At 38.6% G+C, this 16,214-nt stretch carries 11 protein-coding genes and 4 pseudogenes; 4 read left to right on the forward strand and 11 right to left on the reverse strand.

The window, feature by feature from the left end; genetic code table 11:
- Positions 1 to 11: 11 nt before the first annotated feature.
- Positions 12 to 518, forward strand: coding sequence for a peptide-methionine (S)-S-oxide reductase MsrA (msrA, locus tag NYR89_RS05790; protein WP_279445085.1), 507 nt, complete (start codon positions 12 to 14; stop codon positions 516 to 518).
- Between the two features lie 35 nt (positions 519 to 553).
- On the opposite strand, the pseudogene NYR89_RS05795 reads toward msrA, so the two are convergent.
- The 6 genes and pseudogenes from NYR89_RS05795 to NYR89_RS05820 form a co-directional block, all read right to left on the reverse strand.
- A pseudogene (locus tag NYR89_RS05795) lies at positions 554 to 1,354 on the reverse strand (glycosyltransferase family 2 protein).
- Positions 1,354 to 2,235 carry a glycosyltransferase family 2 protein gene (locus tag NYR89_RS05800; RefSeq protein WP_279445086.1) on the reverse strand — a complete coding sequence of 294 codons (882 nt, stop codon included), beginning with the start codon at positions 2,233 to 2,235 and terminating at the stop codon, positions 1,354 to 1,356. The pseudogene NYR89_RS05795 and the gene NYR89_RS05800 overlap by 1 nt, the downstream one beginning before the upstream one ends.
- Positions 2,228 to 3,428: pseudogene (locus NYR89_RS05805) on the reverse strand (hypothetical protein). Before NYR89_RS05805 ends, NYR89_RS05800 begins: the two are co-directional and overlap by 8 nt.
- Entirely contained in the window at positions 3,429 to 4,199 is a 771-nt protein-coding gene (locus NYR89_RS05810) for a glycosyltransferase family 25 protein (RefSeq protein ID WP_279445087.1), read from the reverse strand.
- Positions 4,196 to 5,404, reverse strand: a complete 1,209-nt coding sequence (locus NYR89_RS05815) for a lipopolysaccharide biosynthesis protein (RefSeq protein ID WP_279445088.1) — start codon at positions 5,402 to 5,404, stop codon at positions 4,196 to 4,198. The genes NYR89_RS05810 and NYR89_RS05815 overlap by 4 nt, the downstream gene beginning before the upstream one ends.
- Positions 5,382 to 6,348: pseudogene (locus NYR89_RS05820) on the reverse strand (polysaccharide pyruvyl transferase family protein). Before NYR89_RS05820 ends, NYR89_RS05815 begins: the two are co-directional and overlap by 23 nt.
- Before the next feature lie 155 nt (positions 6,349 to 6,503).
- On the opposite strand from NYR89_RS05820, the gene NYR89_RS05825 reads away from it, so the two are divergent.
- Entirely contained in the window at positions 6,504 to 7,244 is a 741-nt protein-coding gene (locus tag NYR89_RS05825) for a YdcF family protein (RefSeq protein ID WP_279445089.1), read from the forward strand.
- Positions 7,245 to 7,297: 53 nt separating this feature from the next.
- Here NYR89_RS05825 and priA read toward each other — a convergent pair.
- The 4 genes and pseudogenes from priA to NYR89_RS05845 form a co-directional block, all read right to left on the reverse strand.
- Positions 7,298 to 9,513, reverse strand: a pseudogene (priA, locus tag NYR89_RS05830) (primosomal protein N').
- Positions 9,514 to 9,614: 101 nt separating this feature from the next.
- Positions 9,615 to 10,457, reverse strand: a complete 843-nt coding sequence (gene rarD, locus NYR89_RS05835) for an EamA family transporter RarD (protein WP_279446654.1) — start codon at positions 10,455 to 10,457, stop codon at positions 9,615 to 9,617.
- Positions 10,458 to 10,481: 24 nt separating this feature from the next.
- Positions 10,482 to 11,375, reverse strand: coding sequence for an EamA family transporter RarD (gene rarD / locus NYR89_RS05840; RefSeq protein ID WP_279445090.1), 894 nt, complete (start codon positions 11,373 to 11,375; stop codon positions 10,482 to 10,484).
- A 47-nt stretch (positions 11,376 to 11,422) separates the two neighbouring features.
- On the reverse strand, positions 11,423 to 12,640 hold the full coding sequence (locus NYR89_RS05845) for a pyridoxal phosphate-dependent aminotransferase (protein ID WP_279445091.1): 1,218 nt from the start codon (positions 12,638 to 12,640) through the stop codon (positions 11,423 to 11,425).
- 164 nt (positions 12,641 to 12,804) lie between these two features.
- Here NYR89_RS05845 and NYR89_RS05850 point away from each other — a divergent pair, with 164 nt between their 5' ends.
- Positions 12,805 to 14,085, forward strand: a complete 1,281-nt coding sequence (locus NYR89_RS05850; protein ID WP_279445092.1) for an isochorismate synthase — start codon at positions 12,805 to 12,807, stop codon at positions 14,083 to 14,085.
- A gap of 38 nt (positions 14,086 to 14,123) precedes the next feature.
- Here NYR89_RS05850 and NYR89_RS05855 read toward each other — a convergent pair whose 3' ends face one another.
- Positions 14,124 to 15,032 (reverse strand): LysO family transporter, encoded by a 909-nt coding sequence (locus NYR89_RS05855; protein WP_279445093.1) that lies wholly within the window; start codon positions 15,030 to 15,032, stop codon positions 14,124 to 14,126.
- A gap of 106 nt (positions 15,033 to 15,138) precedes the next feature.
- On the opposite strand from NYR89_RS05855, the gene dinB reads away from it, so the two are divergent.
- Positions 15,139 to 16,209, forward strand: a complete 1,071-nt coding sequence (gene dinB / locus NYR89_RS05860; protein ID WP_279445094.1) for a DNA polymerase IV — start codon at positions 15,139 to 15,141, stop codon at positions 16,207 to 16,209.
- The last annotated feature ends 5 nt before the right edge of the window (positions 16,210 to 16,214 follow it).

Genomic DNA, 16,214 nt, shown 5'->3' on the forward strand with positions numbered 1-16,214 from the left:
GGGAGAAACATATGGCGAATATTCGAGAAATTTATTTAGCAGGTGGGTGCTTTTGGGGGACGGAAGCCTTTATGCAACGTATTAATGGTGTGATTGATGCACAATCAGGTTATGCCAACGGTAATACCGAGAACCCGAGCTATCAAGAAGTTTGTGCCGGTAGCGGTCACGCGGAAGTGGTTAAAGTAACTTATGATGCAGACAAAATCAGCCTAGCAAAATTATTAGATTACTATTTTAAAGTGATTGATCCGGTCAGTGTGAATCAACAAGGTGAAGATAAAGGGATTCAATATCGTACCGGGATTTATTATGTTGATCCGCAAGATATTCCTGTTATCAATCAGGCACTTGCCGATTTGCAAGCACAATATGAGCAACCACTTGCGGTTGAGAATATGATGTTGGAACATTACTTCCCAGCGGAAGAATATCATCAAGACTATTTAGATAAGAATCCGAACGGCTATTGCCATATTGACTTACAATTAATGAACGAGATTCTACGTAATCAATAAGAAAGTTAAGGCGTATCATTGGATACGCCTTTTTACTATTTACGCATTAAACCGTAAATCGCTTTAAGTGTCGCAAGCGGTAAAATTCTTGGTAAACCTCGCATTAAGAAAATGACTAAACCAGTTAAAGGATCGTGAATTTTACATTCATTTTTCAGCTTCATTAAACGCCATTCACTTTTGAAGTAATTCCAACCGTGTCGGCGCTCACCATACCGTTTCCAACTCGAGCATACACTAATAAATCGGCTAAATTCGCCACATTATTGCCGTTTGCCACCATTTTTACCCAAAGGTTATAGTCTTCTTGTAGATCTTGATAACCTCCACACGCTTGAACTGCGGATTTTTTATAAGCAACCGTCATATGATTAAACGGGCAACGCAAGCGGGTAAATTTGACGATTTCATCCGCTTTAGTCGGTACATTTCGGTAAGCGACAATATCTTGAATATTTTGTCCAAACTCGGCAATTTGTCCACCAAAGATTATCGTATCTGGATTTTGTTCGATAAATGCCACTTGTTTTTCAAAACGTTCTGGTAAACAAATATCATCGGTATCCATACGGAACACCCATTCGTGTGAGCAATAATTTAAACCGTCATTTAAGGTTTTACCTAAACCACGATTTTGCTCAAAACGAACCGCTTTAATCGGAAGTTGCTCGCTCATATTCCACTACAATCGCATCTAATTCTGGCGTGACTTTTCCGTCAAATAACACCACGATTTCATCTGCCGGTCGAGTTTGTGCTTTTAAGCTGTCAAAACATTCTCTTAAAAACTGAGGATTTTCTTTGATATACAAAGACATTAAAACAGAGAATTTCATTAAGTAAACCTTTTCATATTAATTGCCAATTTTGGCGAAATAAATGTAACCATAGCGATAATTAAATGTTTTAAACTATGGCTACGTTTGAACATTTGCAAATAATAACTTGTCGCTTGGCGAGAAAGATTCATTGCATAAGGGTAAGCTAAAATATACAGCGAGTTCATTGCAAAATTTGCCGCTTGAGTATCCGTTTTCACATATTTTTGGCGAATCACTTCCAATGCCAATTCAGTATTGGTGGTATTGGTTGACACGCTGGCACGTTTAGTATGAAAACCACAAATACTAAGCGGTTGATCGACAAATAACGGCGAAAAATTCGGGTTAGATAGTGCTTTCAATACAAATTCATAATCTTCCAATGATTTTAAATCGGTCGCTAAACTGCCCAATTCAAAAAAGAATGATTTTTTAATACCCAACATCGGCATGCCGCCAATTTTATTGGCTAGCAATATCGCATCTAAATTCAATTTTTCTGGCGGAAGCGGTTTGGTAATATAACTAAATCCTTCATTAACCATTACACATTCCGCTGGATGATAAATAAAATTCGCTTGCGGGTGTTGTGTAATATTTTGAGCAAGCACCTCGCATTTTTGATCAGCAAAACGATCATCATCATCAAGGAATAATAACCATTCATAACTTGCATGTTCCGCCCCGACATTACGGCTACCAGTCGCCCCTTTGTTCGGATTATTGCGGATTACTTTTACCGTAAAAGGATATTCTTGCGTTACCGTAACTGGCTGTTGAGAAAAATCATCAACAATAATCACTTCAAAATTTTGTTGCGTTTGTTTGGTTAAGCTCTCCAACAATGCCGGAATTTCTTGAGGACGATTGTAAGAAGGCACAATAATACTAAACATTTTTTGCCTCATTCTTGTTGTTAAAAAATACTTTAATTCGACCGCTGGTTCCGAACAGAGATAAGAACATTAACAAGACGAACATAATGCCCGGATAAGCATAAGTATCCGCCTTAATATTTAACACACTCAATAATGCCAATGTAGATAACGTAAATTTCCAACTGCCATTTAACCAGTTATCTGCAACACGTTTAACAAAATATGCGGTAAACATAAAGCATACGAAAATATAGCCGACACCGCCGTATAAGGCTTGGCGAATAAAGCCCGAATCCGAGCCGCCGTAATAACTACCGCCGTTTACATAATATTGACCATCTCCCATAATTAATTGCTTCACTTCCGGCATAAATAGATGCTTATTCATTAACGTATCGGTTGAAGAACTCAAACGATCGCCACCATTAATTAAGTTGATTACCGGTTCGAGGGCGTGTTCTACATAAGGGCGAGTCGGATAGTTATAGGCTAAAAACAGCACTACCGCAAAGAAAAGCAATCATTGCCGTTAAATAATGGCGGCGGAAATAAAGCACCAAACTGACGATAGAAAATGTGAGGAAGGTACGTCCGGCAATCAGTCCGATAAACAGCAATAAGAAGACATAAACCGCATTTAGTTTTTCCGTTTTATGATGATATGCCAATAAAAAATGCAGTAACAGCATATAGAAAATACTTAATGGGAAAAATGCCGAAGAGGTTAAGTTATATAAACGATATTCTTGCTCCGAACCGATAAAGCGACTTAAATGTCCACGCATTTCAGCGTTAGTGTTTAATGCCAACTCAATAAATAAAGTAATGCCTAATAATGCTAAGAAACCAATCGTTGCCTGTACGCCAATCCCAATTTTCAGATCACGAATTAAGTGAGATTTGCCCTGTTCGGTTTGATAAAACAAGTTGTAAATCACAATGCCGAAAACAAACGCAATCAGTAATTTTGCATACATACTGATTACGCCAAACTCTCGTGTGCCGTTAATCAGAATCGGAATCACCGACAAGCCGATTAATGCAACACAAGCAATTAAACTATCCACCGGCACGACAAAACTTTTTTGGGTTTTGGTATACCATTTATAACCTAGCCATAATAACGATAAAAAGCCGGTTAATAAGCTCATTCGTATGATATGGAAAAACCACGGATCATAAATATAAAAAAGGTTAATCAATGATGTCATTTATAAATTTCTCTTAATTGCCAATAACTTTTTAAGCGGAAATTTTAATAATTTTTTTAGCATATTATTTTCAATTGAACCTCGTAAGGTTTCCAAATTACTGACTAAGTTCGGATTTTCAATCGCCATCAGCGGACGCACTACCAAAGTATCAATCGCAAATTTTTGTCCGAATAAAATGTAATCGTCTGCTAACCAAAACGGTAAATGATCCGTTTTTTGAGCTAGGAATTTACGGGCGGTCGATTTTTTAATTAAATAAGCAACCGTACCGGCAAAATAGTTTTTATACGGATAGGCATAACGATATTCAGTTTCACCGACTTTTTTCTGCATAAAACGGAAGGTGGTCGGATAATTGATTGCTAATTCCTTATCATCAAAACTGAGAATTTTTGATTGACCAACCAACACCATATCCGCACTAAGTTTCTCATTGAGTAAAGCGGTCAAATTTTGCTGAAAATTTGCGGCAAATAGGCAATCGTCTTCACATACCAATGCATAATCGTCCTCATTAATTGTTTCATCATTGACAATTAATTCATACACACCTAAATGGCTCATCGTACAACCGATTTCACCTTTAGTGACTTTACGTCCGTAACGTTGTTCAAATTTAGCAAAGTCAAAACGCTGTTCAAGTTCGCTTTGCTCAACATTCATCGTATTAATTGCACTAAAGATCACAAAATCTGCCGTATCCGGTTGAGAAAAGAAAAGTTCTCTACGTTGAATATCTTTATCGAGAGAGATAAGAAATTTTTTCATTTTGGTTCTGCCGTAGTTTGTATTACAGGGTATTTAAAATAGTAAATAATTGAAATAATCAGACGGGTTAAACTACCGCCGATAAAGGCATAAGCTACACCATATAACTGCTGATCACGCAATAAATAGAATAATCCGACAAAGACTGCTATTGATAAAATTTGACGAGTAAACAATAAAACTTGTTTACCTAACAGCAACATATTCTGTGAGAGAATCCAAGAAAGTCCGGCTAAAATCGAATTGATAATAAACCAAATCAATACATCCGCTACTTCGACATATTTACTACTAAAGAAAAAGCTAATAATCGGCTCGGCAAGTAAAGGCACTAACACGATTGCACCGATACTCATTAACACGACAACCGCTAACACCGCTTTAATTCGGTTTAAATTATTTAATAACCCCGAATAGTAGTAATCCGCCAACATATTAATAAACTTAGTCATTAACGAATCAAAAGCAATACATACCGTATAAAGCCCAAGTACATAATTACCCATAAACGCCATAATTAAAAATTTATCCAAACTGGAGGTTGTTGCACCAAAAATTTGTAATAAATTTTGCTTCCCCCAAGTTTTTAAGAAAAACGCACGATCAATTTCAGCCACTTCATTTTCTTTTTTAAAGGACTTATCAATTTTAGCCAAATAAAATAAACAAGCGATAGCCTGAATCAGGCTGAATAACGTTAAGAGGTAAAGGACAACTTCCAGTTCTTGATCGCCAAATAGCCAATAGGCGGAGCCATAAATTGCCACTAATAAAATCGGCTGTTGCAAGGTCAGAAGCCGATAGACTTTCATCTTTGGATCGATTTTGCTTTTCTCAAGCGTGATGGTCAAAATTGCAGTCAAAACAACATTGATAATGAACAACACATCAAAAGAAGTGAAATCAAACAGCAACATAGCAATATTGGCAACCACAACAGCTAATGCAAGAAACGCTACAAAATAACGCTTCCAATGCAAATATTGCTTATTACGCATTGAAAGTGCCATTGCAAAGCCCACACCGCCAGTTGCAATGGTAACGACATAAGAAACAGCGGTAATGAATAACTGATGAGAACCACGATCTTGTACGGAAAGCATATGTGCCAAAATAAAGGAACTTACCATCGTAAGTCCCATACTTAACACCGTTACCGTAATCAGTTTTACCAAGTTTTTACTAATTTTGATAGGTTTTGGCATAATCAATATCTTTTGTCCATTGCTTGTAATAACCTGTATTTTTTCCGTATGAGTTATCACAGACTTCGTTTGGCGACCCTAATAAACACGAAAAAATATGCCCGTGTAAACGGCTGGTTACTACTGTATCATAGCTGAGGAATACATCTTGGCGACGACTAATCACATCTAAAGCATGCTGATACCACAAATCATTGATTTTATTTTTTACAAAGCCTAAATTGAATCGATTTGCCAATTTTGAAATACGGCTACACCATAACTCAAATTTCATATCGCTCGGTAATAAAATATCGTCCCAATCTTTCACATCATCTAAATTAGGTAATGTTGCCTGAATTTCTGCTTCAATATGACTTTTTTCTACATCTTTACGTAAGAAATACAACGTTTTACCCGAATGAGAAATGGCTTTCTTAGGCAAATGCCCATAAAGCTGATGAGCCATATCCGGAGAAAGCTGTACTTTATCGGAAAAATTCGCTTTCATCATTTCAAACGTCTTAATATCACGTGCAAATAAATGGCAATCTTGATGAGCAGACAAAAATAGTCGCTGATTTTTTCATTGCATCTTCACTGGAAAAATGAGCAGTTTGCGGTAATAAAATGATGCGATTATTCGGGAAGGCTTTAACTAGATCTTCCCGCATTTTTTGAATAGAAGGATAAATATCGCCAAAATTACCACCGCCATGACAAAGAATAGTGGAATTTGGCGTAACAAATTTCTTCGCTTCATTTACATCGAATCCTTGCAGACTGCGACGAAGGCGAATATTGAGATTATAATCTTTAAAAAATTGTTCCGTACCGGCATAGATCAATAAATCCCCTACATTTAAATGCAGAGGATAATCGAAATAAAGGACATCATTTTTATCTAAAATGAGTGTTTCAATCTTTTGTAATTGTTGTTTTAATGCTAAAAGTGTTTGGTTCATAAATAAAGCCTATTGAGTAAGACTGAGTTGCTTTGAAATGTGGCATTTTGACAGAGTAAACTACGGCAAGTTCCACTCAAAAACTTAATAAAAATAAAGTGTGCATTCTACCAATAAATCAAGCAAAATACGCAAAAATTTTTAGAGGCTTTCTTATGTTTTATCTAGGCAAAATTTTGACCGCTATCGTGCTTCCTCCCTTTAATATTGCCGTTATTTGGCTTTTTTCATTAGTTTGCTATTGGCTGAATTTCAAAAAAATTAGTTACGGATTAGCTTTTTTAGGTATCGGTTCACTTTATCTATTCAGCACGCCTTATGTTGCAACTAAATTAACCGATTCGCTAGTTACCAAAGATAATCTTACTTTAGATGATTATAAAAAAGCCCAAGCGATTGTGGTACTTGGCGGTGGTGTACGAGATAGTAAAGAAATCTACAATCAAATTACCGTAGGTAATCAGGCATTGGAACGTATGCGTTATGCCGCTTATTTACAAAAAGAAACTCAGTTACCCATGCTGATTACCGGCAGTAGTCCGAATGGCACATCTGAAGCGAAAACGATGGCAAATGAATTTCAGTATTTCTTTGGTATTCCGACTAAATGGCTAGAAGAAAAAGCCAAAACTACCAAAGAAAATGCTCAATTTTCACGTGAAATATTAGCAAAAGACGGCATTAATAAGATTATCCTAGTCACAAATCAATGGCATATGAAGCGAGCTAAAATGTTATTTGAAAAACAAGGTTTTGAAGTGCTTCCGGCAAGTATCGGACACGGTGTAACCCCAAAAGAATACATCAATTTCGCCTATTTCATACCACAATCCGGTGCAATGGATAGCATTATGCTCGCTTTAAAAGAATGGTTGGGGTATTGGAAGGAAAAATAGCATAAATTAAGCGGTCTAACTTTTGGGGGTCAGATCAAATCAGACCGCTTTTTTTAACCAATTTCTTGCGGATCAATATCTAAGGTTAAACGAATATTGTTTTGTAAACCTAAATTGGCTTTATCTAGATCAAATTGATCGATCAACTGTTGTAGTACGCCCCTTGAGCGATGTTGGATTAATAAAAGCCAGCGGTAATGCCCCGCTTTTTTTGCCATTGGTGCAGAAAAAGGCGGTAGAATTTGAATATTCTGCAGTCCCAATTCATGACTTTTTTGCTGGAAGTAAGCGGTCAAATTTTGCAAAAGATTTACTACTTGCTGATTGTCTTTACCGGTTGCTCGTAACAACACTTGCGCGACAAACGGCGGCAAGCCCATCACTTTACGCATTTTTAACGCTTCTTGTGCAAATGCCAAATACCCTTGTTCTAACAAAGTCTTGAGCAACGGATGTTCCGGATAATGAGTTTGTAATACCACTTCGCCCTGCTTTTCCGCTCGTCCGGCACGTCCCGCCACTTGCACATAAAGCTGTGCCAAACGTTCTTCCGCACGGAAGTCGGTCGAAAACAGTGCCGAATCTACATTCACAATCGCCACTAACGTTACATTCGGAAAATGATGCCCTTTCGCTAACATTTGCGTGCCGATAAGAATTTGACTTTTACCTTCTCGGATATCGTTTAAGTGATTTTCCAATGCCCCTTTACGAGCGGTGGAATCTCGGTCGATACGGCTAATTTGGTAAGTTGGGAATTGCTCACTTAACACTTGCTCCAACTGTTCCGTCCCCACACCGGTGGTAATCAGATTGGTTGAGCCGCAATGTCCACACTGGCGAGGAATCACTCGCTGTGAAGAACAGTGATGACAACGCAAGATTTTCTGTTTCTGATGATAAGTGTAAGGTTTTTCACAAGCGTCACATTCACACATCCAGCCACACTCGTGACAAAGTAAAACCGGTGCAAAGTCGCGGCGATTTAAAAACAACATTACCTGATTTCCTTGTTCCAAATGCTGTTTCAGCATCGCTAATAAGCGGTCGGAAAGTCCGGCGGTAATACGCTGTGTTTTTAAATCAATCAGTTGTTGTTTCGCCTGTTGGGCATTACCGGCACGGGCAGTTAAAGATAGCTCGATAAACTTGCCGTTTTGGGCATTTTGCACGCTTTCCAAACTTGGGGTTGCAGATCCTAAAATGATCGGGATATGTAAATTTTTTGCCCGTAAAATCGCCAGATCTCTCGCGTGATAACGCCAGCCGTCTTGTTGTTTGAAGGAACTATCATGCTCTTCATCAATAATGATTAAGCCCAATTTCTCAAACTGGCTAAACAATGCCGAACGAGTACCAATCACAATCGCACTTTCACCGTTTTTTGCTCGCAACCAAGCATTCAAGCGTTCGGTTTCATTCATATTCGAATGTAGTACATCAATTTCAACATTAAAACGCGCTTTAAATCGTTGTACCGTTTGCGGGGTCAGTCCGATTTCCGGCACTAACACCAACACTTGTTCGCCTCGCTTTAACACCTCTTCAATCACTTGCAGATACACTTCAGTTTTACCCGAACCAGTCACACCGTTTAATAAAAAGGTTTCAAAGCCGTTTTGTACCGTTAAACGGCTAACGACCAAGGTTTGCTGTTTATTTAATACCAGTCTATTCTGCAAGTTTACAAGCGGTCGATTTTGCAATTTTTTTTGCCAATGTTGCGGCTCAAACGGCACATTAACCGGTTCGATATAGTTTTTTTCCAATAGCCCTTTCCAAGCCGATTGACTACAAGCGGTCGGTTTTTCAAAAAACTTGCAATTTCCGCTAGTTCTGCCAATAAATCTTGCTGTTTTTTCGCTCGTCTGTTCTCACCCGAGAGCAATGCCACTCGCCCTGACTCAGTCACCGCAAAATAATCCGGTTGCGATCTTTCGGTGCTATCGCCGTTACGTAATTTCACCGGCAAAGCATTGATCGCCACTTCACCGATAGGTGCGTGATAATAACGTGTCGCCCAACAAATTAGCATCCAAATTTCATCGTCAAAAATCGGTTCTAAATCTAATACCGCTTTAATCGGTTTGATCTTATCTTCAGAAACATCGCTTGTTTTAGGGAAATCCACCACCACGCCGATTTTCGTTTGATTACCGAAAGGCACTTCAACACGCACGCCTTTAACTGCCGACAAAAACGGCGGCAGTAAATAATCAAAATAACGATGTAACGGCACAGGCAATGCCACTCTAACTAGCTTCGACATAATCTATAAAAATGAAAGGACAATAGCTTATTATCTATTGTCCTATGAGGTTTTGCAAAAAATCATACAAATTTGACCGATTGTCATAAAAGCACATTCAATCACTTGCGTGCCAATCTAAAATTATCAATGGTTAATAAAGTAATCGCTAACGCTAAGCAAATCATTAACAGATAGGATTTGGAATCCAATACTTCACCGATCATAAACGAAATGCAAAGCATCACCAGCGGTTCCACATAACCGAGTAAACCAAGCACATTGACTGGTAATAAATTACTGGAGGCAATATATAAAATAAACGCCACACCGTTGACTACGCCGAACAGTGCCAAGAAATAATAGATATGCTGATTGTCAGCAAGAATCGGTCGCATATCGGTTTGAGCAATAAAATAACCGGCAAACGGCATCACTAACAGCAATTCAACGAAAAAGGTGGCAAGCGTATTAATACCGAAATAGCGGCGTAGCGTAATGTACAGCGGATAACCAACACCGGCAACAATGGTCGCCCACGAAAACGAACCGGTCAGCCAAATATTGGAAACCACACCGATCACCGCAAAGCCAAGTGACAGCCATTTTAACAGGGTAAAATGTTCTTTAAACACAATTTTACCCAATGCTACCGCTACAATCGGCAGTAATAAATAACCGATCGAAACTTCAATCGCTTGTCCGTTATTCGGCGCCCATAAAAATAACCAAAGCTGAATGCCGGTATTCAAAGCAAGCAATAACAGCACCAAGATAAGCGGTGGATTTTGCTTGATTTTTTGCCAAAGTCGCTGAAATTTCGCCGTTTGTTTAAACAGTAAAATCGCCAATAAAATAAAGGGCGCTAGCACCACAATACGGAAGCCAAACATACTTTCGCCATTGAGCGGACGTAATAAGATCGCAAAGTAATAGCCCAAGCCAAATAAGAAGTTGGCGTTCATACAGCATAAGATGCCCTTTAACATTTAATTCTCCGCGATCACTTTTTTACGCTGTTTTCGGATACTGAAAAGACCGTCTAAAATTAAGAAAAATACTGCGATCACCAAACAAGTCATCAAAAAATAGGAATTAGGGTCCAATCGCTCACCGATTAAAAATGAAATAATCATCATAAATGTCGGCTCTAAGTAACCTAATAAGCCAAGCACATTAAACGGCAATATGGTGCTGGCTAACGTATAAGAAAATAGTGCCGAACCACTTACTACGCCTAAAATCGCAATAAAGTAGTAAATATTCGGGTTTTGTGCATAAATAAAATCCATATCGGTATTCCAAATAAAATACAGCGAAATTGGAATCAGGAACATAATTTCAAAGATAAAACTATAGATATTACTTAGCTGGAATTTTCGACGAATATGGAAATAAACCGGATAACCAACAAAAACAAAAACGCCTTCCCAAGAAATACCGCCGGCAAAAATGACGCTATTTAACACACCTAATGTTGCAAAAATAATCGCCAGCCATTTAACACGGGATAAACTTTCTTTATAAACCAAACGTCCGAAAGCCACCATGACGATCGGCATCAGCAAATAACCCATTGAAACTTCTAAGGCTTTACCGCTGTTTGGTGCCCACAAGAAAAGCCACATTTGTGAGCCGACAATCGCTGAAGTGATTAAGATAACGAAAATTAAATGCGGTTGTTGTTTCAAACGCTTTGCAAACGCAAAAAATTCATGTTGTTTCTTTAATACAAAAATTGCTAAAAACAAAAACGGCAAGGTAACAACCATACGAATGCCGAATAAGCTCTCGCCGGAAAGCGGGCGTAATAAAGTGGCAAGATAATACATTCCGCCGAATAATGCGGAAGCAGAAAGTGAATAAATAATACCGAGTTGCATATAGACAGATAAAAGTAATCTGCCCCGTGGATGGGGCAGAGAAAAGATTAAGATTGTTTATAAGTTTTTAAGAAGTTTGCAAGACGTCCCAGCGCTTCTTCAATTTGGTGCGTATAAGGCAAGGTTACGACACGGAAATGATCTGGTTTATGCCAGTTAAAGCCAGAGCCTTGTACGAGTAACACTCTTTCCGCTTGTAATAAATCATAAATAAATTTCGCATCATCTTTAATGCCGTACATTTCCGTATCAATTTTCGGAAACATATAAAGTGCACCTTTTGCTTTTACGCACGAAATCCCTGGAATCTGTACTAATAACTCATACATTTTATTACGCTGTTCAAGTAAGCGTCCGCCCGGTAACACAAATTCATCGATACTTTGATAACCGCCTAATGCCGTTTGAATAGCGTGTTGCATCGGTGTTGTTGCACATAAACGCATAGAAACCAACATATCCAAGCCTTCAATAAACCCTTTCGCTTGATTTTTCGGCCCGCTTAACACCATCCAACCTTGACGGAAACCGGCAACACGATAGGCTTTCGATAAACCGTTATAAGTTACACATAATAAATCCGGTGCAAGTGCGGCAATATGATGGTGTACTGCACCGTCATAAATAATTTTCTCGTAGATTTCGTCTGCAAAAATCATCAAATTATGTTGACGAGCAATTTCTGCGATCTCAAGTAACATCGAACGGCTATAAACTGCACCAGTTGGGTTATTCGGATTAATAATTAGAATACCTTTGGTACGCGGCGTGATTTTCGCTTTAATATCTTCAATATCAGGCATCCACTCATTATCTTCATCGCAAAGATAATGCACCGCTTTACCGCCGGCAAGTGTGGTTGCGGCTGTCCAAAGCGGATAATCCGGCATTGGAATTAACATTTCATCACCATCATTCAGTAATGCTTGCATTGACATGGTAATTAATTCCGATACACCGTTACCGATATAGACATCATTCACATCAACACTACGAATCCCCTTTGACTGGTAATATTGTACGATCGCTTTACGTGCCGAATACAACCCTTTTGAATCGCAATAGCCTTGTGATTTCGGCAGATTACGAATCACATCGACAACAATTTCATCAGGTGCTTCAAAACCAAACGGGGCGGGATTACCAATATTCAATTTTAAAATTTTATTACCCTCTTCTTCTAAACGAAGAGCTTCTTTATGAATTGCGCCACGAATATCGTAACGAACGTTTGCAAGTTTGTCGGATTTAGGGAAACGTTCCATGCTGTTTGTCCTGTTTGTTGTTTTAAATAAAATTGTTATTGATATAGAAAATTGTTCAACTTTACTCTGATTCGGTAGGAATTTAAAGAGGAAATGAGCTAAAATAATGACCTTTTTTCATAAGCGCTAAAATTTAGCGGTCAAATTCTTCAGAAACTTTGCAAATGTCTATTTTTAATCAATTAAAACAACAACTTAGCAAAAAGCTTACAGAAAATAAAACTCACTTTGGTTTGATTGAATATCAAGCCAAGGTTGTTTTGTCCGAAAATAATGTTGCGTTATTAAGCTGGTTAAAAGCACAAAATCATTATCCTCACTTTTTTTGGCAAGCGAGAGATACTGATCAGACCATTGCAAGTATAGGAGCAATTCGTTCATTCTCAAGCATAAACGATGCACAACAGTTTGTGGAACAAACACGATTTAGATTAGTCGGCGGTATTCAATTTGAAGGCAATAGTCAATTTATTTTGCCTCGTTTGCAATTAGTCAAAAATCAGCAAAATCTGACCGCTTATTTCTACCTAAATGAATCTGAATTAGCTCAACAAGCGGTCATTTTTGAACAATTTTTTGCAAATTTCAGCCAAACCTTACCGCTTGAATTAACGGAAAATCATCTCCTTTCACTCACTTCCGTTTACGATTTTGATAGCTGGCAACAAAATATTGAGCGAGCAATTAATCATATTCAACAAAACAAATTTAACAAAGTGGTACTGGCCAATGCGAAAACATTGCAATTTGAACATGAACTGTCCGCTTATGATTTACTTGCGACGAGTCAAACCACTAATTTAGGTTGCTACCATTTCATTTGGGCGGAAAATGCAAAATCCGCCTTTGTCGGCTCAAGTCCGGAACGTTTATACCATCGAAAAGGTCATCAATTTAATACGGAAGCACTAGCAGGTACCGCCCCGGTAACGGAAAGTGCAATACAAACCGAATTAAATGCGGAATGGTTACTCACTGACCCTAAAAATATTTATGAAAATCAATTGGTTGTGGATGACATTCAGATGAATCTGGAAGATTGCATAACGGAAATCGTCGTCAGCCAAGCAGAAATTAAGCGTCTGCATAACGTACAGCATTTACGCCGTAAAATTTCTGCTGTATTAAAACCCAATATTACTGATGCCGATTGTCTTGCTCGGATTCATCCGACCGCGACAGTTGCCGGTTTACCTCGCCAAGCGGCGAAACAATTTATTGCTGAACATGAACAATTCTCACGCTGTTGGTATGCAGGCACATTAGGCTATTTGCGACCGGACGAGGCGGAGTTTTGTGTTGCCTTACGTTCTGCACAAATAGAACAAAACTGCATTACGCTTTATGCCGGTGCAGGTATTGTAGAAGAATCGGAACCTCAATCAGAATGGCAAGAAATTGAACGGAAGTCATTAGCGTTAGCTAAATTACTAAAAGTGGATTAAGAAACAAAAAATGGCCGGTATAAACCTGCCATTTTGTTTTATCCAGCTAAGCCAATAAATAATGCTAATAATAACGGTGCAACCAAATTCACAATAAAACCGAAGCTGATGGCAAGAGGTACAACTTGCGTACCACCCGATTTTTGAATGACCGGCAACATACAGTCCAATGATGTTGCTCCACCTAATCCAACTGCGGTAGAAGGAAATGCCCGCATAAAAAACGGAATGGTAAATAAGCAGAAGATTTCACGAGAAAGGTCATTAAAGAAGGCAATACTGCCGTACATCGGTCCCCAAGCATCATTGACTAATACGCTAGATAATGAATACCAACCGAATGCCGAAGCAAAAGTGAGCCCTTGCACAATGCTTAAATCCAGAGATAAAGCGGCAATAACCCCACCAACAAGGCTACTAACAATCATCACTAAAGATGTATAAATGCCTCGTTTGTTAAAAAACACTTCTCGCAGAGGAATCCCGCTATTACGTAACTGAATCCCAACGCCGAAGATCATTACTTCTAGCACATAAGTACTGGCATGTAATGGGAAATCTAATGTGCCTTTGCTCACAAAACCAATGACTCCGCCGGCAATGGTAGTGCCGATTAATTTAAACGAATCCATTAGCATTACCCAACGAGAAGGGATTTCTTGCGGATTCACTTCCTCACGAACCATCGGTTGCCATTTATCGTAAATCGCTAAACCGATAATATTCGAAAATTGAATAATTAAGCTCAAACCGAGTGCAATCCCACCGATTTGTGGTAATTTGTCGCCAATATCATCTAATTGCCCTAGCGAGATACCCATCACAAATAAAATCAAATATAAACAAATATTTACGACCTGATTAACAACCTGTAATTTGCCTTTACCGACTTTAAATAAATAGCCTAAAAACAAGGGAATCAGCACTATCGCCAAACCATATAACATTTCATCTTCCTTATCATTATGTATTTTTTGAGTTGAAATTTTAACGGTAACCACATAAAATAAAACTGTTTTTATATACAGTTAAGTTATAAGTATTCGAAATCATATGGCAAGGCAACGCAAAATCATTCACATCGATATGGACTGTTTTTATGTCGCGATTGAAATGCGAGAAAATCCGGCATTAATCGGTAAACCTGTTGCCGTTGGAGGTTCCGTTGAAGGTCGAGGCGTATTGACTACTTGTAATTATGAAGCAAGAAAATTCGGTTTACATAGTGCAATGCCAACCGTTCAGGCGTTAAAACGTTGTCCGAATCTGATTCTAGTACCGGTAAATATGTCGTTATACAAAGCAGTTTCTGAGCAGATTCATCAAATATTTCGCCGTTATACCGATATCATCGAGCCGCTTTCATTAGATGAGGCTTATTTAGATGTGACGGATTGCCAACAATGTTCCGGATCAGCCACTTGGATTGCCCAAGAAATTCGAGCGACAATTTGGAATGAGTTACATTTAACTGCCTCCGCCGGCATTGCCCCGCTCAAATTTTTGGCAAAAATCGCTTCGGATCAAAACAAGCCTAACGGGCAATTTGTCATTTCTCCGGAAAATATGACCGCTTTTATTTATGATTTGCCACTAAAAAAGATCCCGGGTGTCGGTAAGGTAACCAATGAAAAATTAGCACAACTGGGATTACACACTTGCGGCGATATTCAACAAAGCGATAAAGCCTTTATTTACAAAACCTTTGGTAAATTCGGGCGACGGTTATGGGACTTCAGCCACGCAACTGATAATCGACAAATTGAAGTGAATCGCCCTCGAAAATCTTTAGCGGTCGAAAATACGCTACCGACTGATATTTGGCATTTAGCACAAGCGGAACAAATTGTTGATGAACTGTTTGATAAACTGGTGTTTCGCCTACAAAGAAATTGGGGTCAGCATTCACCGCAAGAGTTTAAAAAATTAGGCATTAAACTCAAATTCGGCGACTTTACGCAAACTACGTTGGAACGTACGACAGACGGGCTTTCGTTAGAACGCTTTATTGAGTTACTGCAACAAGTTTGGCAACGCACGAATCATCGTTCGGTACGCTTAATCGGGCTTTCGGTGCATTACCCGATAGAAAAAGTTAAAAAACAGTTAAATTTATGGGAATAATTGTT

The sequence above is a fragment of the Actinobacillus arthritidis genome, from assembly GCF_029774155.1.
Taxonomy (GTDB): Bacteria; Pseudomonadota; Gammaproteobacteria; order Enterobacterales; family Pasteurellaceae; genus Actinobacillus; species Actinobacillus arthritidis.